The sequence below is a fragment of the Streptomyces sp. NPDC059695 genome, from assembly GCF_042733785.1.
In the GTDB taxonomy this organism is placed as follows: domain Bacteria; phylum Actinomycetota; class Actinomycetes; order Streptomycetales; family Streptomycetaceae; genus Streptomyces.
Window position 1 is genome coordinate 15,006 of the sequence record NZ_JBHWFF010000011.1, and the last position, 19,480, is coordinate 34,485.

Here is a 19,480-nt window from a genome sequence, read left to right on the forward strand (position 1 = left end):
GGCGCCGGGGGCGAGCGGTCCCCGCCCCGCCCCCCCCGCCCCCCCCCCCCCGGCCCCCCGCGCGGGGGGGCGCGCCCCCCCCGCGGGCCCCCCCCCCCCCACGCCCCCGGCCCTGCCGGGCGGCGGCGGTCTCCCCGGGTCAGTCCCGGCCGCGCGAGAACCAGTTCCTGCGGTGTCCGGACTCCGTCTGCTTGTCCGGCCAGGCCGGAGCGCCGGGGGCGGCGAACGGGACGGGGGCCGACGCGCCCGGCGGGGCCGGGGGCAGGGACCGGGTCGGCGGCTGCACGCGCTTGAGCCGCGCCCGCCACGGGCCGTCCGCCATCTCGAACTGGACGACGAGCGGCCCCTCGGGCAGCGGCACGGTCTCGCGCCGCTTGCCGATCTCGTTGACCGCGTTCTCGTACCGCGGCAGGGTCGTGGGGTCGTCGTGTCCCGCGAGTTCGTAGACGTGCACGATGAGGTTGTCGTCGCCTCGGTAGTGGACGACCAGGTCGGCCACCCCTCCCGTGTGCAGCAGTACCTCGGGGCCGCGGAACTCCGCCTCCTCCTCCGCCAGGCGGCGGGCCGCCGCCAGCGGCGACACCTGGACCTGCCAGGGCCCCTCGGCCTGGAGCTTCAGGCGCAGGGTGCCGTGGGCCGGCACGGTGGCGAGCAGCCGGCCCCGGAAGTCCTCCTCCGTGCTGTTGACGAGGTTGTCCTTCTCCTTGTTGCGCCGGTCGAGCACCCAGAGTCCCGTGTATCCGTCGCCCCTGACGTCGAGCTGGACGACGACCGGCCCCGGCGGGAGCCCACCCACGGTGATCACGTCGTTGTCCCGGCCGGTCTCCGTGTACGGCTCGAAGACGGGCCCGTACGTCCACCGGTCGGCCGCGCCGGGAGGGACGGGCGCCACGGGTGGGGCCGCGGGAGGGGCGGCCACGGGAGGGACCGCCGCGGCGGGCGGTGCGAAGGCGGGCACGGGGGCGGCCGGAGGCGCGAATCCGGGAACGGCCGGCGGCGGAGCGAAAGCGGGCACGGGCGCCGGTGCGGGCGCGGGCGGTGCCGCAGGTCCTCCCCCGGACTGTGCGGCGTCGGCCACGTCCACGCCGTGGTCCGTGGCCAGTCCCGCGAGTCCGCTCACCCACCCCTGGCCCACGGCGCGGAACTTCCAGCCGCCCGCCCGCCGGTACAGCTCGGCCAGCACCATCGCCGTCTCCCCGCCGGCGTCCGTGACGTCGTACCGCGCCACCGAGGTGCCGTCGGGCGCGAAGGCCTCCACCGAGAGACCGGGGGCGTCCCGCATCGCGCCCCGCTCCGTCGAACCGACCAGGAGCACGCGGGTGACCTGCTCCTCCACGGCGGTCAGACCGACCTCGAGCCACTGCGTACGGGCGTCCGCCCCGGTCAGCCGGACGGCTCCGGAGGGGTGCGCCGGGGCACCGTGGAAGACGACGTCCCCGTCACCCCTGACCGTGCCCGTGCCGACGAGCAGCAGCGCCATCGCGTCCACCCCGCCGCGCACGGCGATCCTCAACGGCACCGACGGAACGAATCCGTTGCTCCCCTTGGTCATCTCCCCCACGACACACCGGCCCTTTCCTCCGCGTTCCCACCCGAGACCCTCACACGAAGGATCTTGCAGCGGCCGGGCGTTCCCGGACAAGGCCGGGGCCCGCCGGTCGCTCCGGCGTAGGCTGCCCCCGACGGCCACGGGCGAGGGGGGACGCATGACGATCGGTGCGGCGCGGAGGTGGGGGTCCGCCCTCGACTCGGTCGTGGTGTACGCGCAGGGCGCGCTGTGCCGGCGCCTGGCGCGGGGCACCGTGCCGCCGGACGGCCGGGTGCGGGTGACGGGCCTGCCCCGCACGGTCGATCCCGGTTCCCTGCGGGCCCGGGTCCTGGGCGGCTCCGCCGTGCGGGTCACCGAGGCGCGCGTGGAGGTCGAGGCGGAGCCCCGGGGCGACGCCGTTCCCGACGGACCGCGGGGCGAGGTCGACCGGCTGAGCGAGGTCCACGCGGCGGCGCGGGCGCGCCGCGACCGGCACAGGACGCTGATCGCGGAGGTCGGCGGTCTGCGCCCGGTCCCGCCGCCCCGCAGGCGCGAGGACCCGCACCGCCGGACTCCGGTCGAGGCGTGGCTGGAGCTCGCCGACTTCGTCGACGCGCGGTTGACGGCGCTCCACAGCCGGCTCGCCGAGCTCGACGAGGCGGTGCTGCGTGCCGAGCACGAGCTGGAGGTCGCCCTCGACCGGCTCCACCGCGCCTCCACCGACGCGCCGTCCGCCCCTGTGGAGACCACGGTCTGCGCCGTGCTGACCCTCGACGGAGCCGGTGCGGCGGACGAGGTCGAACTGGAGCTGGAGTACGGCGTACCGGGTGCCGTCTGGGTGCCGACGTACCGCCTCACCCACCGTCAGGGCGAGGGCGGCGGCCGGCTCGTGCTGCGCGCCTCGGTCGCCCAGCGGACCGGCGAGGACTGGACCGGGGTGCGCGTCGCGCTCGCCACGGCCGATCTGCGGCGCCGCACCGACCTCCCGGCGCTGCGCTCGGTCCGGATCGGCCGCCGCCAGTCCGCGCCCGCGCCCTCGGGCTGGCGCGAACCCCCGGCGGGGCTCGCCGATCTGTTCACCGGGTACGAGGCGGCCGGTCCCGCGCCGGAGCGCTTCGCCGGGGGTTCGGCGGTGGGCGGCGGCGTGCCCGTTCCCGTGGCCGCCCCCGTTCCCGTACCTCCGCCGCCGCCCCCGCCGCCCGCCGGACCCGCGCAGCCCGGTGCCGCGTACGGCTCCGCCCCGGAGTCCCTCGGCGGCGGCGCGCCGGCCCGCGCGCGGTCGGCGGCGCCGCGTCCCGGTGGGCGGCCGTCCGGCGGTGGCACGGGCTTCGGAGCCCCCCCGCCCCAGGCCTTCGCGCCCCCGGCCCCGGCGGCCCCCGGCGCACCGCCGCCTCCGCCGCCGGTGGGTCCGCCGCGGCCGAGCGGCGCCGAACTCGACTACGCCTCCCTCGTGCTCGCCGGCCCCGAGGAGCCCGGCGCCCGGCGCGGCCGGCTCTTCCCCGGCGCGTCCGCCGACGCGGTGGCCGACGAGTACCGGCGCCGTGCCGAGGCGGTGGCGGCGCTGCCGCTGCCCCGGCACGCGGTGCGCCCCCGCACGTCGGCGGGTTCGTTCGACCACCGTTTCGACGCCGCCGCCCGTGCCGACGTGCCCTCGGACGGCACCTGGCACACCGTCACCGTCGGCGAGATCCCCGTCGTCCTGCACACCGAGCACCTGTGCGTGCCGTCCGTGGACCCGACCGTGTACGCGACCCTCGCCGTCTCCAACACCACACGCCAGGCGCTGCTCGCGGGCCCGGTGGAGGTCACCGTCGACGACGACTTCCTGGTGACCGCGGCGCTGCCCACGCTCGCGCCCGGTGGCGTCCGCCGGCTGGGGCTGGGGCCCGCCGAGGGCGTCCGCGTCACCCGGCGCACGCATCTGAAGGAGTCGACCGCGGGTCTGCGCAACAACGTCACCGTGCTCGACCACCGCGTCCACGTCGAGCTGGCGAACCGTCTCGCGGGCCCCGTCACCGTCGAGGTCCACGAGCGGGTGCCGGTCTCCTCCGAAGCGGAGGTCCGCATCGAGGAGCGCGCCGACTGGGCGGAGCCCGACGAGGGCGCCGCCCCGGAGCGGCACGCTCCGGGCACCCGCGTCTGGCGGGTGGAGCTGCCCGCCGGCGGCACCGCCGCGCTGGACGGCGGCTACGAGATCCGCATACCGGCCGGCAAGGCCCTGGTCGACGGCAACCGCAGGAGCTGACACCCACCATGACCACGGAACCACGGCCGATCCCCCTGCCCGTCACCGCCGTCACCTGTCTGGAGGACCGCGCCCACGTCGAGCGGACCGCCACGCTGGACCTGGAGGCCGGCGTCCGACGCCTGCGCCTCGGTCCGGTCGGCGCGCTCGCCGTCGACCGCACCCTCCACGCGGAGCTGACCTCCGACGGCCCGGCCACCGTGCTCGACGCGCGGATCGTCCGGGACTGGACGCCCCGGGCACCGGCGGCGCCCGCCGAGGACGACTCGGCCCTCCGCCGCCGCACGCACGCCCTGGAGGAGGAACGCCTCGCCGCGGAGCAGCGGCGCGACCGGCTGCGGGCCCGTCTCGACCTGCTCGGCCTGCTCTCCGCCGACCTGCTGCGGGAGATCGGGGAGGGAGCCGGCCTCGGCGAGTCCGACGGGGCCCGCTGGGGCGGCGAACTGGACCGCGTGGACGCCGAACGCGACACCCACGGCGAGGAACTCCGCCTCGTCGAGGCCCGGTTGACGGAACTCACCGCTGAAATCGGCGCGGCCCACAGGGCCTTGGAGCTCGCCGAGGAGGAACCCGCCGAGCTGGTCGCCCATCTGGAGCTGACGGTGGAGGCCTCGGCCGCCGGGCCCGTACGGCTGCGGGTGAGCCACCTCACCCCGTGCGCGCTGTGGCGGCCCGCGTACCGCGCCGTGCTGGACGGGGACTCGCTGACCGTGGAGACCGACGCCGTGGTCTGGCAGCGCACCGGGGAGGACTGGTCCGACGTACGGCTGACGCTGTCGACCGCGCGGTCGGCGCTCGCCACCGATCCGCCGCGGCTCACCGAGGACCGGCTGACGCTCAAGGAGCGCACCGCGGCGGAGCGCCGCACGATCGACGTCGAGGTCCGCGAGGAGGAGATCACGACGCTCGGACCCGCCGCGGTGGTCGGTCTGCCGGGCGTGGACGACGGCGGGGAGGCGCGCGTCCTGCACGCCCCCGCGCGGGTCTCCGTGCCCTCGGACGGGCGGGCCCACCGGGTGCCGCTGTCCTCGTTCACGACGGTCGCGAGCAGCGAGTACGCCTGCTCGCCCGAACTGTCCCCGCTGGTCACGCAGGTGGTGCGGGGCGAGAACCTGTCGGGTCACGCGCTGCTCGCCGGGCCGGTGGACCTCGTCCGGGGCAGCGGGTTCACCGGCCGCGGCTCTCTGGACTTCACGGCTCCGGGCGCCGCCTTCGAGCTGGCCTTCGGCAGCCGTGACGACCACCGGGTGGTCCGGTCCGCCGAGGAGTCCCGCGACACCACGGGCCTCACGCAGCGGACCGTGGTCACCCGCACGGTCCGGCTGCACGTCTCCCGGTTCTCCCCGCCCGGTGAGCGGGGCGACCGGGTGATCGTGCTGCGCGAGCGGATTCCCGTCTCCGAGGTGTCGGCGGTGGAGGTGCGCCTGCGCGAGGAGGCCTGCTCCCCGGCGCCCGGGGCGGTCGACGCCGAGGGCATCGTCCGCTGGGACGTCTCGCTGCCGCCCGGCGGCCGACGCACGGTCACCCTGGTGTACGAGCTGTCGGCGGCGGCCAAGGTCGCGGGGCTCTGAGGACCCGGGGCCGACGGCGGCGCGGCGCGCGGGCCTTCGGCGCCGGGCACTTTAGCAGCACGCACCCTCCCCCATCCGGAACTCCCCCTACTCTCCACAATCACGCGGATGCGTGCGGTAGTCATGGGGGCGGGAGGGAAACACCTTGGTCTTCAGTCTGGGCCGCCGCCGCAAGGCCGCCGCTGTCAGCACCTGTCCGTTCACGTCCGCTTCTCCGTCCGACGGGCCGGACGGCCCCTCACCGGCGCCCGCGCCCCGGGTGACGGACCGCCGGGAGGCCGAGGACTTCCTCCGGCAGTTCCACCGGGAGCAGCCCGGCGCCGGGGACGCGGAGCGCCGGGTCCGTGAGGCCCTGGCCGAGATCGGCCGGACGGGCACGTACGCGCACACCCCGGCCGAGCTCTCCTTCGGTGCCCAGGTCGCCTGGCGGAACGCTGCCCGCTGCATCGGCCGGCTCTACTGGCGCAGCCTCGTGGTGCGCGACCTGCGGCACGTCACGACGGCCGAGGGGATCGCCGCGCAGTGCTTCGAGCACCTGCGGCTCGCGGGGAACGGCGGCCGGATCCGTCCGGTGATCTCGGTGTTCGCCCCGGACCGGCCGGGCCGCCCCGCGCCGCGGATCGTCAACGACCAGCTCGTGCGGTACGCGGGGCACCGCACCCCCGAGGGCCGGTGGGCGGGTGATCCGCGCGGCGCCTCGTCGACGGCCCGCGCCGTCGGCCTGGGGTGGAAGCGGGACGAAGAGCCTTTCCAGGTGCTCCCGTTGATGGTCGAGGAGCGTCCGGGCGCGCGGCCCGAGTGGTACGAGGTGCCGGACGGGTGCGTCATGGAGGTGCCGCTGCGCCATCCGGACCACGGGTGGTTCGCTGACCTCGGGCTGCGCTGGTACGCGGTGCCGGCGATCAGCGACATGACGCTGGAGATCGGTGGCGTGCGCTATCCGGCGGCGCCGTTCAACGGCTGGTACATGGGCACGGAGATAGGCGCCCGCAACCTCGCGGACGCCGAGCGGTACGACCTCCTCCCGGTGGTCGCCGACCGCCTGGGCCTCGACCGCTCCTCGGAGCGGACGCTGTGGCGCGACCGGGCGCTCGTGGAGCTGAACGTGGCGGTGCTGCACTCCTTCCACGAGGCCGGGGTGACGATGGCCGACCATCACACCGAGTCCGAGCGGTTCCTGCGGCACATCGCGCGGGAGAGCAGGCACGGCAGGCCCACGCCCGCCGACTGGAGCTGGATCGTGCCGCCCGTGTCGGGCTCCGCGACTCCGGTCTTCCACCGGTACTACGACCCGGTGGACACGTCCTTGCGGCCCGCGTTCCTCGCCCGGGGCCAGTGACGGGGACGCTCCGCGCCGGGGAGGGGGCCGCAGGGCCGGGCGGGAGGTGGCCCGCCCGTCGAGTGGTCCCCCGGACGTCCTGGGGGGACGCTGGAGGTGAGTGAGCGCGTCCGGGGTCCCGGGCGCCCGCGGCAGCGTCACCCGGGCTTCCGGCGGCCGACGTAGCGGACGACCTCGCAGTCGTCGAGGATCACCAGACCCTCGCCGACCAGGTCGTCGAGCTCGGGCAGGAAGGCGCGGATCTTCTCCTCGGTGTCGACGACGACCACGGCCACGGGGAGGTCCTCGCTCAGGGACAGGAGCCGCTGGGTGTGGATGAGCGAGGAGGCGCCGAAGCCCTCGATGCCGCGGAAGACGCTCGCGCCGGCGAGTCCGGCCTCACGGGCCCGCCCGACGATCTGGGTGTAGAGGGGCTTGTGGTGCCAGAGATCGGACTCCCCCACGAAGACCGTCACCCGCAGGGCCCTGCCCGTCAGCCTGGTCATCGCCGCCTCCCTGCCGTACGCGGCCCCTCGCGCGTCAGCGAGGCGGGCCCGCACTTCGAGTCTACGGTCGCGCCTCCGGGGGCGGGGGCCGGCAGGCGCCGGTGCCCCTGGGGCCGGTCCCCGCGGGGGGCTTGAACACGTTGTCGCCGGGCCGTCAGGTCTGCGTCACGACGGGTACGGGCCATCTCGGCCTCGTCACCGTCAAGGCCTTCTCGCCGGAGGACTCGCCGAGCACCTACCTGACGCTCGATCTGACGGTGTGGCGGAACGGGGCTCCGTCCGCGTCGACCGGCTGATCATTTCTGCAACATGTGCCGTGATCTGCATACCGATCCGATCAAGGGAGGTTCCGAACCGATCAAGATCGGATCTATAGTGCCGTCGTTACGACTCCCCACCCCGCGTGCCTGTTCTCGAGAGTCTGGTTGATGTCGGCGCCGTCCACCCCCTTCCGCCCTGCCCTGCTCGCCTCGATGCTGACAGCCGTCGCGGGTGGTGCGCTCGCCGTCGCCGCGACCGCCGCGGCGCCGGCCGAGATCCGTTCCGCACTCGGCTGGTTCGCCGCCTGCGGCGTGCTGCTCCTCGCGGCCGCCGCCTGCGCGGTCACCTGGTACGGGCGCACCTCGCGCGCACTGAGCCGGAGGGTGGAGACCCTCACCGCCGAACTCGCCTCCGTCCAGGCCGGGGCCGCCCGGCGGGCAGCCGAATCGGCGCGCGAGACCGCGACGCTGACGGAGCGGTACGAGACACAGGCCGCTGCCGCCGAGGCGGCCCACACCGCCGCGACCCGGGAACTCACCCGGGCCCACACCGCGCGGACCGAGGAGCTGACCCGGGCTCAGGCCGACGAGGGGCGCAAGCTGGAGGCCCGGCTGCGCCGCGCCGAGTCCGCCCGCTCCGCCGCCATGGCCGCCGCCGCCAACGCGGCCGGCCGCATGCAGGCGCTGGCCACGAGCATGCTCGCCGACCTGCGCGAGATGGAGCACCGGCACGCCGACGAGGACGTGCTGACCGATCTGCTCCACCTCGACCACCGCACCGCCCAGGCCGGCCGCCTCGCCGACTCCGTGGCCGTCCTGACCGGCGCCCGGTCCGGCCGCCGCTGGGCCCGGCCCATCGTCATGGAATCGATCCTGCGCGGCGCCATGGGCCGGATCAGCGGCTACCAGCGGGTCCGGCTGCACTCCAGCAGCGACGCGGCCGTCGCCGGGCACGCGGCCGAGGGCGTCATGCACGCCCTGGCCGAACTCATGGACAACGCGGCGAACTTCTCGCCGCCCACCGCCGAGGTCCACGTCTACGTCGAGGAGGTCCCGGCCGGAGTCATCATCGCGGTCGAGGACAGCGGCCTGGTGATGAGCGACGTGCAGCTGCGCCGCGCGGAGGCCGCGGTCGGCTCGACCGCGCAGGACCTGGCCGGTCTCTCCGGCACCCGCCTGGGTCTCGCCGTCGTCGGCCGGCTGGCCCGCAAGCACGGTCTGACCGTGTCCTTCCGCCCCTCGGCCCGCGGCGGCACCGGCGCACTCCTGATGCTGCCCCAGGACCTGATCAGCCACGTGCCCACCGAGCAGGCCGCCGCCCCCGCCGCCGGCCTTCCCCCGCTGACGGGCCGCGCCCCGGCGACACCCGGGCCGGCCGCCCCCGCGCCGCCCGCCCCGGCCGCCGCGACGACGACCCGTGCTCCGGCCGTCGAGCCCGCGCCCACCCACGACGGCGCGGCCGAGAGCACCGGCGAGCACCCCCGGTTCGGCGAGAGCGGCCTGCCGCGCCGCCGCCGCGGCCGCGCCATGGCCGCCGCCCACCCCGACGGCCCCGAGGCCGCCCCCAAGCCGCGTGCCGAGGGCCCGCGCACGGGCGCCGCGGCCGGGGCGGCCACCCGCTTCGGCAGCTTCCGCCAGGCGGTCCGCGGCACCGGGACTCCGGCGGCCGGCCCGCGGACCACGCCCGACGGAGAGCCCGCCGCCGAACCCCCCGTCGCCGCGCCGAGCGACGACGCTCCCCGCACGAACCCCCCGTACCCGGAAGGCACCCCGTCATGACCGGCACCACCACCGACGAGAAGCTCAGCTGGCTCCTGGAGGGCCTGCTGGAACGCACCCCGGGCACCCGTCACGCCCTGGTGCTCTCCCGTGACGGGCTCAAGCTCTGCCGCACCCCCGAGCTCTCCGTCGACCAGGCCGACCAGCTCGCCGCGATCGCCGCCGGCATCCAAAGCCTGTCGCACGGCGCCTCGGTGGAGTTCGGCGACGGCACGGGCGGGGTCCGCTCGGCGATGGCCGAGTTCTACGGCGGCATCCTGTTCATCGTGGAGGCCGGCGAGGGCGCCCACCTCGCGCTGGTCGCCGACGAGGACGCCGACGCCGGGCTCGTCGGCCACAACATGTCCGAACTGGTGGAACAGCTGGGCGAGTACCTGGTCGCGAGGCCCCGGGGATGAGCCGCGGCAGGCCGGGCCGGGACGACTCTCCCGACCGGCTCTACACCCTGACCGGCGGTCGCACCCGCGCCGGGTCGGACGCCTTCGACCTGGTGACGCTGGTGGTCGCCGAGAGCGACCCGGTCGCCGGCATGCAGTCCGAGCACGCCGCCATCCTGCGCATGTGCCGTTTCCCCACGGCCGTGGTGGAGGTGGCGGCGGGGCTCGGCCTGCCGGTGTCGATCACGCGGATCCTCCTCGCCGACCTGCACGACACCGGCCGGATCAGCGCGCGGCACCCCCGCGCCGCGTACCGCCTTCCCGATCACGACATCCTGGAGCAGGTGCTCGTTGGACTCCGTAACCTCTGAACAGCGCCAGACCCTGCACAGCACCGCCGACAACGGACTGAAGATCGTCGTCGTCGGCGGATTCGGAGTCGGCAAGACCACCCTGGTCCGCTCGGTCAGCGAGATCCGTCCGCTGAACACCGAGGAGACCATGACCCAGGCCGGCGAGGGCGTCGACGACACCGTCGGCATCGCCGCGAAGACGGCCACCACGGTCGCCTTCGACTTCGGCCGGATCTCGCTGGACGCGCACAACGTCCTCTACCTGTTCGGAGCGCCCGGCCAGGAGCGGTTCTGGTTCCTGTGGGACCGGCTGTTCTCCGGGACGCTCGGCGCCGTCGTCCTCGTCGACACCCGCCGGCTCGCCGACTCCTGGTACGCGATCGACCGCCTGGAGCACCACGGCACGCCGTTCGTCGTCGCCTGCAACGACTTCGGCGGCCCGGCCCACTCCCCCGCCCAGATCCGCGAGGCCCTCGACCTCCCCGACGAGGTCCCGCTGGTCTTCTGCGACGCCCGGTCGCGCGAGTCCAGCAAGCAGGTGCTGATCTCGCTCGTGGAACACCTGCGGACCGTCGTCGCGGCCTCGCGGCCGACCCCCCATCCCCTCCCGGAGCCCACCCCGTGACCCTCCCCGAGCCCCAGCCGGTCCCGCTGAGCGGGCCCCGGTTCCAGACCGACCCCACCGAGCTGTACCGGCAGATACGCCGCGAGCACGGGCCCGTCGCCCCGGTCGTGCTCGACGGGGACGTGCCGGCCTGGCTGGTCCTCGGCTACCGCGAACTGCACCAGGTCACCAGCGACCCGGTCCTGTTCTCCCGGGACTCCGACCTGTGGAACCAGTGGGACGCCATCCCGGCGGACTGGCCGCTGCTGCCCATGATCGGCCGCAAGCAGCCGTCCATCCTCTACACGGTCGGCGAGCGCCACCGCGAGCGGGCCGGCGTCGTCTCCGACGCGCTGGAGGCGATCGACCCCTTCGTCCTGCGGGAGCGCACCGAGCGGTTCGCCGACGAGCTCATCGACGCGCTGTGCGGCAAGGGCTCCTGCGACATCATCGCCGAGTACGCGATGCTGCTGCCGGTGCGCGTCCTGGCCAGCTGCTACGGCTTCGCCGACGAGCAGGGCCCCGGCCTGGTCACCGCCATGAACGACATGATCAACGGGCAGGAGGGCGCGCTCGAAGGCCAGCGCCACCTGGCGGAGTCGATGTTCGCGCTGCTCGCCGCCAAGTCCGCGGATCCGGACGACGACGTGGCCTCGCGGATGCTCGCGAACACCGCCGGGTTCACCGTCGAGGAGGTCGCCCAGGACCTCATGGTGATGATGGCCGCGGGCCACCAGCCCACCGCCGACTGGATCGGCAACTCGCTGCGCCTGATGCTCACCGACGACCGGTTCGCGGCCTCGCTCGCCGGCGGCCGGCACAGCGTCGGCGAGGCGATGAACGAGGTCCTGTGGGAGGACACCCCGACGCAGAACGTCGCCGGCCGCTGGGCCTCCCGCGACACCCACCTCGGCGGGCGCCGGATCGGCGGCGGCGATCTCCTGCTGCTCGGCCTGGCCGCCGCCAACTCCGACCCCCATGTGCGCACCGACTCCGGCGCGTTCACCGGCGGCAACAACGCGCACCTCTCCTTCGGCCACGGCGAGCACCGCTGCCCGTTCCCCGCCCAGGAGGTCGCCGAGACCATCGCCAGGACCGGGATCGAGGTGCTGCTCGACCGGCTCCCGGACGTGGACCTCGCGGTCGCCGAGGGCGCTCTCGCCCGCCGCCCCTCCCCCTGGCTGCGCGGCCTGACCGCGCTCCCCGTGACGTACACCCCGACCCCCGCCCTTGGAGCCCTCGGATGAGCTGCCCGTACGACCACACCGCCGCGTCCGGCACCGATGTGATCGAGCTTGACCCCTTCGTCAGCGACCTCGACGGCGAGAGCGCACGGCTGCGCGCCGCCGGCCCGCTGGCCCGTGTCGTCCTGCCCGGTGGGGTGCCCTGCTGGGCCGTCACGCGGCACGCCGAGGCCCGCAAGCTGCTCACCGACGCCCGCCTCGTCAAGGACATCGAGGTCTGGGGTGCGTGGCAGCGCGGCGAGATACCGCTGGACTGGCCGCTGATCGGTCTCGCGAACCCCGGCCGGTCGATGCTGACCGTCGACGGCGAGGAGCACCGGCGGCTGCGCACCCTGGTCGCCCAGGCGCTGACGGCGCGTCGGGTGGAGCGGCTGCGCGCGGGCATCGAGTCCCTCACGGAGGGGATGCTGGACCGGCTGGCCGAGCGTCCGGCGGGGGACGTCGTGGACCTGAAGGCGGAGTTCGCGTACCCGCTGCCGATGAACGTCGTGGGCGAGCTGATGGGTGTGGACCCGGCCGACCACCCGCGGATGAAGGCGCTCTTCGACAAGTTCTTCTCGACGCAGACGCCGCCCGAGGAGGTCCCGCAGATGATGGCGGACCTGGGCACGCTGTTCGCGGGCATCGTGGCGGGCAAGAAGGAGCGGCCGGGCGACGACCTGACGAGCGCGCTGATCGAGGCGTCGGAGGACGGTGACAGGCTGACCACGGAGGAGATCACCAACACCCTCCAGCTGATGGTGGCGGCCGGGCACGAGACGACGATCAGTCTGATCGTGAACGCCGTGGTCGCCCTGGAGACGCACCCCGAGCAGCGGGCCCTGGTGCTCAAGGGCGAGGTGCCCTGGGAGAACGTGATCGAGGAGACCCTGCGCTGGTCGACGCCCACCTCGCACGTCCTGATCCGCTTCGCCGCCGAGGACATCGAGGTCGGCGACGGGATCCTGCCGAAGGGCGCGGCGCTGATCGTGTCGTTCGGCGCGATCGGCCGGGACGAGGAGCAGCACGGACCGACGGCGGGCGCGTTCGACGTGACCCGCACGCCGAACCGGCACATCTCCTTCGGGCACGGCCCGCACGTGTGCCCGGGCGCGGCGCTCTCCCGCCTGGAGGCGTCGGTGGCGCTCCCCGCGCTGTACGGGCGCTTCCCGCAGCTCCGTCTGGCGGTCGGCCGCGAGGAGCTCCGCAACAAGCCGGTGGTCACCCAGAACGACCTCTTCGACCTGCCGGTCGTCCTGTCCTGACGGGTTCCCGCGCGTCCTGCTCGAAGCGCCCCGTGGCCTCGGCCGCGGGGCGCTATGCTGGCTCCATGCATCTGTCGTCGTGCCTCAGCTGGTGGCGCTCCTCCTAGGAGCGGCCGTCCCCCACGCACGACCGGGCCGTTCGGACGAACGGCCCTTTTCGCTTTCCTGGCTCATGGGCTCCGTCGTCCCGACGGCACCACCGACCCTTACCAGGAGACCTCATGAGCACCCTCACCCCCGCCGTCCCCGCCCTCCCCGCCGCCACGGACGCGCTCGGGACGGCCGCCGCGCGGACGCGCAGCGCGGTCCTGGAGCAGCGGATCCTGAAGGATCCGGGGAGCTTCCGCGTGCTGACCGGCGACCGTCCCACCGGGCGGCTGCACCTGGGGCACTACTTCGGCACGCTGCACAACCGGGTCCGGCTCCAGGACCTCGGGGTGGAGCTGTTCGTGATCATCGCGGACTACCAGGTCCTGACCGACCGCGACGTGGCGGACCGGCTCCCCGAGCACGTCGAGGAGCTGGTGCTCGACCACCTCGCCGTCGGCGTGGACCCGGAGCGCAGCACGGTCTTCACCCACAGCGCCGTCCCGGCCCTGAACCAGCTGCTGCTGCCGTTCCTCAGCCTGGTGTCGGTGGCCGAGCTCAACCGCAACCCCACGGTCAAGGACGAGATCGCGCACTCTCGGCAGTCCGCCGTGAGCGGTCTGATGTTCACGTATCCCGTCCACCAGGCCGCGGACATCCTCTTCTGCAAGGCCAACCTCGTCCCCGTCGGCCAGGACCAGCTGCCGCACCTGGAGATCACCCGTACCGTCGCCCGCCGCTTCAACGACCGTTACGGCAGCGGCGGCTCCGTCTTCCCCGAACCCGACGCCCTGCTGTCCGACGCGCCGCTGCTACTGGGCACGGACGGCACCAAGATGAGCAAGAGCCGCGGGAACGCGATCGGTCTGGCCGCCGGTGCCGACGAGACCGCCCGGCTGATCAAGGGCGCGAAGACGGACTCCGAGCGGCACATCGCCTACGACCCGGCCGGCCGTCCCGAGGTGGCGTCCCTGCTCCTGCTCGCGGCGCTCTGTCAGGGCCGGACACCCGAGGAGGTGGCGGCCGACGTGGGCTCCGCGGGATCCGCCGCGCTGAAGCGGACGGTGACGGAGTCCGTCAACGAGTACCTGGCGCCGATCCGGGCCCGCCGCGCGGAGTACGCGGGGGACCGGGGGTACCTCCGCCGGATCCTGCGCGAGGGCAACGAGCGGGCCCGTGCCGTGGCGGACGGGACCCTGAGCGAGGTGCGGGCGGCGATGAACAGCAGCTACTGACGTATGTTTCCGGCATGGGAATGACGGAGGGGACCGTGGACGCCATCGACCGGGCGCTGCTCGCCGAGCTCCAGCGCGACGCCACGCAGGCGTACGCGGTGCTGGGCAGGGCCGTGGGCCTGTCGGCCGGTGCCGCGCACGAGCGGGTGCGCAAGCTGCGGGAGCGCGGGATCATCCGCCGCACCACGGTGGAGGTCGATCCCGCGGCGCTCGGGCAGGACGTCCTCGCCTTCGTCATGGTGGACTCGTCCGCCTGGATCGGGGATTCCGCGGCGGCGTTCGCCGCGATCCCCGAGATCCAGGAGGCGCACGTCATCGCCGGCAGCGCCTCGGTCCTGGTGAAGGTGCGCACCGGGACGACGGTGGAACTCCAGGACGTGCTGCGGCGGTTGTACGCGATCGAGGGCGTGAGCGGCACGCAGGCGACGGTGTCCCTGGAGACCTTCTTCGAGCGGCCGGTCGCCACGGACCCCGCGCCGGGAGAACGCCCGATCTGAGGAGGCGTACTCATGCCGTCACAGGCCCCCGGCGGGAGCATGACGGCACGGGTGGGCGGACCGGTTCGGGGGGACGCATGAGCAAGGTCGTGGGCGGGTTCGTGGCCGCGGGACTCGCGGTGGGGGCGCTGGTGCCGGCGTACGCCGTGGGGGCGCCGCCCGGAACGGTCCTCGCGGTGGGGGCGGGAGCCCTGGGGCTGCTGTGGCTGCTCCTGCTCCTCACGGCGCCGTGGAACCTGTACGCCGCGGCCGGCCAGGACTTCTTCCTGCTCAGCACCGCCTTCCGGCCGGCCGGGGCGTACTTCGGGCAGCTGCGCCGGAGGCTCGGCCTGCTGCTCCGGGAGGTGACGTACCCGCGTGACGACGTGGTCGCGCTGCGCGAGCGGGTCGCCGCCCTGGAGGGCGGTGCGACGGTGCTCGACGGCAAGGCGGAGGAGCAGTACCGGGCCCTCGCCGAGCTGCGCCGCACGGTGGACGCGGTCGGTCTCCCGGCGCACGGCCGGGCCGACGCGACCGACCGGCGGATCGCCGCGCTCGCGCGCGAGTTCGAGGCGACGGTGAACCGTCTCACCGACAACGAGGAGATCATCACCGGCCTCAAGGCGTTCCTGCGGCTCCTGCGCTCCGCCGACGGCACGACGGGCCCAGCGGCCCCCTGAGCGGCGCGGGCCTCCGACACGCCATGATCCCTCCTCGTCACGCAGGGTGACTTCCGTGCCGAGGGCCGGCCGGGGCTCACCCGCTTGCCGGTCCCGGGGTTGCAGCTAATGTCGATATATAGGCCATATGTACATCCTCGTTCCCGCGCTCACGAGGTGAGGGACAGGGGGCGTACGAAAGGAGCCTCCGATGACCCGTACATTGCGGAGCGCGATCGCCCTGGCCGGAGCCGCGGCCCTCTCCCTCGGAGTGATGGCGACGAGCGCGACGGCCCTGGGCGCGGGGAGCCAGAAACAGGAGATCAAGATCGGACTGCTGCTGCCGGAGAGCAAGACCACCCGGTACGAGACGTTCGACCGTCCCTACATCGAGCAGAAGATCAAGGAGCTGGCGCCCGACGCCCAGATCGACTACTACAACGCGGCGGAGAGCGCGACCACCCAGCAGCAGCAGGTCAACACCGCTCTCGCCAAGGGCGACAAGGTCCTCATCCTGGACGCCGTGGACGCCAAGTCCATCCAGTCCTCCGTGCAGAAGGCCCATGACGCGGGCGTCAAGGTCGTCGCGTACGACCGCCTCGCGCAGGGGCCCGTCGACGCCTACGTCTCGTACGACAACCACAAGGTCGGCGAGCTGCAGGGCAAGGCGCTCCTCGACGCGCTCGGCGACAAGGCCAAGAGCGGCGAGATCGTGATGCACAACGGGTCCCCGACGGACCCGAACGCGGCCGAGTTCAAGGCCGGCGCCCACTCCGTCCTCGACGGCAAGGTGAAGATCGGCAAGGAGTACGACACTCCCAACTGGGACCCGAACAACGCCAACCAGCAGATGTCCGGCGCCATCAGCTCGCTGGGCAAGGACAAGATCGTCGGGGTCTACTCGGCCAACGACGGACTGGCGGCCGGCATCTCCACCGCCCTCAAGGCGGCCGGGATGAACGTGCCGTTGACCGGTCAGGACGCCCAACTCGACGCGATCCAGCGGATCCTGCTCGGCACCCAGACCATCACGATCGAGAAGCCGTACAAGCCGGAGGCCGACATCGCGGCCACCATGGCCGTCAACCTGGCGGAGGGCAAGAAGCTGCCCGCCGACCTGGTCCCCACCACCGTGACCAACGGCAGTGACCACAAGGTCGCCGCCCAGCTGCTCGGCCCGGTCGTGGTGAACAAGGACAACATCAAGGACACCGTCGTCAAGGACGGCCTCTACACGGTCCAGCAGATCTGCACGCCGACCTACGCGGCGGCCTGCAAGGACGCCGGCCTCACCTAGAGCCGGACCTGTCCACCCGGCCCTGTCCACCCGCCCCGGACGGCCGGTCCCGGGCCCGGCTCGAACAGCCTGGCCCGGCCGGTCCGGTCCGGAACGGTTCGCGCGAGCGGAGGAGGCGGTTCCGTTGCCGGAGCCACCCGTGCTCACCCTGCGGGGGATCTCCAAACGGTTCGGCGCGGTGCAGGCGTTGAAGGACTTCGACCTGGAGGTCCACGCCGGCGAGGTCGTCGCCCTGGTCGGCGACAACGGCGCCGGCAAGTCCACCGCCGTCAAGTCGATCGCCGGGGTCAACCCGCCCGACGAGGGCGTCATCGAGTGGGAGGGCCGGGCGGTCACCGTGAACCGGCCGCACGACGCCCAGAACCTCGGCATCGCCACCGTCTACCAGGACCTCGCCCTGTGCGACAACCTCGACGTGGTCGGCAACCTCTTCCTCGGCCGCGAACTGCGTCGCTTCGGCGTCCTGGACGAGGTCCGGATGGAGCAGCGCGCGCGCGAGCTCCTCGACACCCTCTCCATCCGGATCCCCAGTGTCCGGATCCCGGTCGCCTCCCTCTCCGGCGGCCAGCGGCAGACCGTCGCGATCGCCCGCTCCCTGATCGGCGACCCGAAGGTCGTCATCCTGGACGAGCCGACCGCGGCCCTGGGCGTGGAGCAGACCGCCGAGGTCCTCGACCTGGTGGAGCGGCTCCGCGAGCAACAGCTCGGCACCATCCTGATCAGCCACAACATGGTGGACGTGATGGCGGTCGCCGACCGGATCGCCGTGATGCGCCTCGGCCGGAACAACGGCTTCTTCGACAAGCGCTCCACCACCACCGAGGAGATCATCTCCGCGATCACCGGCGCCAGCGACAGCGCCGTCACCCGCCGCCAGGCCCGCAAGCGGGAGGAGGAGCGATGAGACGCGACCGCGCCCCCGGAGGCTCCGCCCAGGAACCGGCGCCCGACGCGATGCCCGCGGTGGACACCCGGCTGCTCGTCCGCGAGGAGGGCCTGAAGGGATACCTCGGGGAGTTCCGCCGCAAGGTGCGCAGCGGCGAGCTGGGTTCGCTGCCCGTCGTGATCGCCGTGATCATCATCTGGACCGTCTTCGGCAGCCTCAACAGCACGTTCCTCTCGGCCCAGAACCTGTCCGACCTCAGCCAGCAGATCGTCGGCACCGGCATGATCGCCGTCGGCATCGTCTTCGTCCTGCTGCTGGGCGAGATCGACCTGTCCGTCGGCTCCGTGAGCGGCCTGTGCGCCGCCATCTTCGCCGTGCTCAACGTCCTGAACGGCATGAACCAGTGGCTGGCGCTGCTCGTCGCCCTCGCGGGCGGAGCGGCCGTCGGGCTCATCCAGGGCTTCTTCTTCGCGAAGGTCGGCGTGCCGGCGTTCGTGGTCACCCTCGCGGGCAACCTCGCCTGGAACGGTCTGATGCTCCAGATCCTGGGGTCCACCGGCACGGTCAACATCCCGAGCGAGAGCATCGTCTCCAAGCTCTACTCGACGATCTACCACAGCCCCGCCGCGGCCTACGTGGCCGCCGCCGTGGGCGTCGGGCTCTTCCTGGCCGCCTCGCTCCTGGACGCAGGGCGCCGCAGGGCCGCCCGGGTGCCGTTCCGTCCGATCTCCGAGATCGTGCTCCGTACGGTCGTGATCGCCACGATCGCGTTCGTCACGGCGTACATCCTCAACCAGTACCAGGGGCTGCCGCTCGCGCTCCTCATCTTCCTGATCCTGCTGGTGGTCCTGGACTTCGTGCTGCGCCGCACGACGTACGGGCGGCGGATCTTCGCCGTCGGCGGCAACATCGAGGGCGCGCGCCGGGCCGGCATCAGCGTGCCGTTCGTCCGGATGAGCGTCTTCTCGATCGCGGGGACGATGGCGGCCGTCGGCGGCCTCTTCCTGGCCGGTCAGATCCAGTCCGCGAGCCAGACGTCCGGCAGCGGCAACCTGCTGATGAACGTCATCGCCGCGGCCGTCATCGGCGGCACGAGCCTGTTCGGCGGGCGGGGTTCGGTCTGGTCCGCGCTCCTCGGGGCGCTGGTGATCGGGTCCATCCAGTCGGGCATGAACATCATGGGCGTCAGCAACGCCGTCCAGTTCATGATCACCGGATCGGTCCTGCTGGCCGCCGTGGTCGTCGACTCGCTCTCCCGCCGGAGCCAGAAGGCCGCGGGCCGCGCGTGACGCCGGACCGCTCGGACCCGAAGCAGCCGGGCAGGCTGCTGCACGGCCGTGACGAGACCGAGGAGGAGCGGGCCGACCGGCGCTGGAACGAGGTCATGCAGGAGGTCCGGGTGGCACAGACCGGGGTGCAGATCCTCCTGGGCTTCCTCCTCACGGTGGCGTTCACGCCGCACTTCCAGGGGCTCGCCCAGACCGACAAGACGATCTACATCGTCACGGTCGTCCTCGGGTCACTGGCCACGGGCGCGCTCATCGGCCCCGTCGCCTTCCACCGGATCGTGTCGGGCCGACGGCTGAAGCAGCGGGCGGTCGTCTGGGCCTCGCGCCTCGTCTTCACCGGGCTCCTCCTGCTCCTCGCGACCCTGACGTCGGCCCTCTTCCTCGTCCTGCGGGTGGTCACCCACGACGCGTACGTGCCCTGGCTCGTCGCCGGCGTCCTCGCCTGGTACCTGGGCTGCTGGTTCGCCCTGCCCCTGTGGGCCCGGGCCCGCTACACCAGCGACGAGTGACGCCGGCGGACCG

19 protein-coding genes are annotated in these 19,480 nt (G+C 73.8%); 17 read left to right on the forward strand and 2 right to left on the reverse strand.

The features are described from left to right. Positions 1 to 139: 139 nt before the first annotated feature. A complete protein-coding gene (locus tag ACFV2S_RS15635) occupies positions 140 to 1,552 on the reverse strand; it encodes a TerD family protein (RefSeq protein ID WP_385558406.1) in 1,413 nt (470 codons plus the stop codon). A 154-nt stretch (positions 1,553 to 1,706) separates the two neighbouring features. On the opposite strand from ACFV2S_RS15635, the gene ACFV2S_RS15640 reads away from it, so the two are divergent. From ACFV2S_RS15640 to ACFV2S_RS15650, 3 genes are all read left to right on the forward strand, one after another. Continuing rightward, positions 1,707 to 3,773 carry a DUF4139 domain-containing protein gene (locus tag ACFV2S_RS15640; RefSeq protein WP_385558408.1) on the forward strand — a complete coding sequence of 689 codons (2,067 nt, stop codon included), beginning with the start codon at positions 1,707 to 1,709 and terminating at the stop codon, positions 3,771 to 3,773. Between the two features lie 8 nt (positions 3,774 to 3,781). Continuing rightward, positions 3,782 to 5,344 (forward strand): mucoidy inhibitor MuiA family protein, encoded by a 1,563-nt coding sequence (locus tag ACFV2S_RS15645; protein ID WP_385558411.1) that lies wholly within the window; start codon positions 3,782 to 3,784, stop codon positions 5,342 to 5,344. A gap of 145 nt (positions 5,345 to 5,489) precedes the next feature. Next, positions 5,490 to 6,683: a nitric oxide synthase oxygenase gene (locus tag ACFV2S_RS15650; protein ID WP_385558414.1), complete on the forward strand. Its 1,194-nt coding sequence runs from the start codon at positions 5,490 to 5,492 to the stop codon at positions 6,681 to 6,683. Between the two features lie 137 nt (positions 6,684 to 6,820). Here the strand turns inward: ACFV2S_RS15650 and ACFV2S_RS15655 are convergent, their stop codons facing one another. Beyond that, positions 6,821 to 7,168, reverse strand: coding sequence for a DUF190 domain-containing protein (locus tag ACFV2S_RS15655; RefSeq protein ID WP_385558417.1), 348 nt, complete (start codon positions 7,166 to 7,168; stop codon positions 6,821 to 6,823). A 131-nt stretch (positions 7,169 to 7,299) separates the two neighbouring features. On the opposite strand from ACFV2S_RS15655, the gene ACFV2S_RS15660 reads away from it, so the two are divergent. From ACFV2S_RS15660 to ACFV2S_RS15725, 14 genes are all read left to right on the forward strand, one after another. Next, positions 7,300 to 7,464: a hypothetical protein gene (locus tag ACFV2S_RS15660; RefSeq protein ID WP_385558420.1), complete on the forward strand. Its 165-nt coding sequence runs from the start codon at positions 7,300 to 7,302 to the stop codon at positions 7,462 to 7,464. Between the two features lie 132 nt (positions 7,465 to 7,596). Next, entirely contained in the window at positions 7,597 to 9,207 is a 1,611-nt protein-coding gene (locus ACFV2S_RS15665) for a sensor histidine kinase (protein WP_385558423.1), read from the forward strand. Then, positions 9,204 to 9,605: a roadblock/LC7 domain-containing protein gene (locus tag ACFV2S_RS15670; RefSeq protein WP_030690508.1), complete on the forward strand. Its 402-nt coding sequence runs from the start codon at positions 9,204 to 9,206 to the stop codon at positions 9,603 to 9,605. The genes ACFV2S_RS15665 and ACFV2S_RS15670 overlap by 4 nt, the downstream gene beginning before the upstream one ends. After that, positions 9,602 to 9,955 carry a DUF742 domain-containing protein gene (locus ACFV2S_RS15675; protein WP_383795457.1) on the forward strand — a complete coding sequence of 118 codons (354 nt, stop codon included), beginning with the start codon at positions 9,602 to 9,604 and terminating at the stop codon, positions 9,953 to 9,955. The genes ACFV2S_RS15670 and ACFV2S_RS15675 overlap by 4 nt, the downstream gene beginning before the upstream one ends. Further along, on the forward strand, positions 9,936 to 10,562 hold the full coding sequence (locus ACFV2S_RS15680) for an ATP/GTP-binding protein (protein WP_385558427.1): 627 nt from the start codon (positions 9,936 to 9,938) through the stop codon (positions 10,560 to 10,562). The genes ACFV2S_RS15675 and ACFV2S_RS15680 overlap by 20 nt, the downstream gene beginning before the upstream one ends. After that, positions 10,559 to 11,788: a cytochrome P450 gene (locus tag ACFV2S_RS15685; protein ID WP_385558430.1), complete on the forward strand. Its 1,230-nt coding sequence runs from the start codon at positions 10,559 to 10,561 to the stop codon at positions 11,786 to 11,788. Before ACFV2S_RS15680 ends, ACFV2S_RS15685 begins: the two co-directional genes overlap by 4 nt. Further along, a complete protein-coding gene (locus tag ACFV2S_RS15690; protein WP_385558433.1) occupies positions 11,785 to 13,029 on the forward strand; it encodes a cytochrome P450 in 1,245 nt (414 codons plus the stop codon). Before ACFV2S_RS15685 ends, ACFV2S_RS15690 begins: the two co-directional genes overlap by 4 nt. A 221-nt stretch (positions 13,030 to 13,250) precedes the next feature. After that, complete coding sequence (trpS, locus tag ACFV2S_RS15695; protein WP_385558436.1) at positions 13,251 to 14,351, forward strand: tryptophan--tRNA ligase; 1,101 nt, start codon at positions 13,251 to 13,253, stop codon at positions 14,349 to 14,351. A 35-nt stretch (positions 14,352 to 14,386) separates the two neighbouring features. Next, positions 14,387 to 14,848, forward strand: a complete 462-nt coding sequence (locus ACFV2S_RS15700) for an Lrp/AsnC family transcriptional regulator (RefSeq protein ID WP_383795492.1) — start codon at positions 14,387 to 14,389, stop codon at positions 14,846 to 14,848. 77 nt (positions 14,849 to 14,925) lie between these two features. Further along, positions 14,926 to 15,507 (forward strand): hypothetical protein, encoded by a 582-nt coding sequence (locus ACFV2S_RS15705; RefSeq protein ID WP_385558439.1) that lies wholly within the window; start codon positions 14,926 to 14,928, stop codon positions 15,505 to 15,507. Positions 15,508 to 15,697: 190 nt separating this feature from the next. Further along, positions 15,698 to 16,783 carry a sugar ABC transporter substrate-binding protein gene (locus ACFV2S_RS15710; RefSeq protein ID WP_385558442.1) on the forward strand — a complete coding sequence of 362 codons (1,086 nt, stop codon included), beginning with the start codon at positions 15,698 to 15,700 and terminating at the stop codon, positions 16,781 to 16,783. A gap of 124 nt (positions 16,784 to 16,907) precedes the next feature. Continuing rightward, complete coding sequence (locus ACFV2S_RS15715; protein WP_385558444.1) at positions 16,908 to 17,687, forward strand: ATP-binding cassette domain-containing protein; 780 nt, start codon at positions 16,908 to 16,910, stop codon at positions 17,685 to 17,687. Beyond that, entirely contained in the window at positions 17,684 to 18,958 is a 1,275-nt protein-coding gene (locus ACFV2S_RS15720) for a sugar ABC transporter permease (RefSeq protein ID WP_385558447.1), read from the forward strand. Before ACFV2S_RS15715 ends, ACFV2S_RS15720 begins: the two co-directional genes overlap by 4 nt. Continuing rightward, a complete protein-coding gene (locus tag ACFV2S_RS15725; protein WP_385558450.1) occupies positions 18,955 to 19,467 on the forward strand; it encodes a DUF6328 family protein in 513 nt (170 codons plus the stop codon). The genes ACFV2S_RS15720 and ACFV2S_RS15725 overlap by 4 nt, the downstream gene beginning before the upstream one ends. The last annotated feature ends 13 nt before the right edge of the window (positions 19,468 to 19,480 follow it).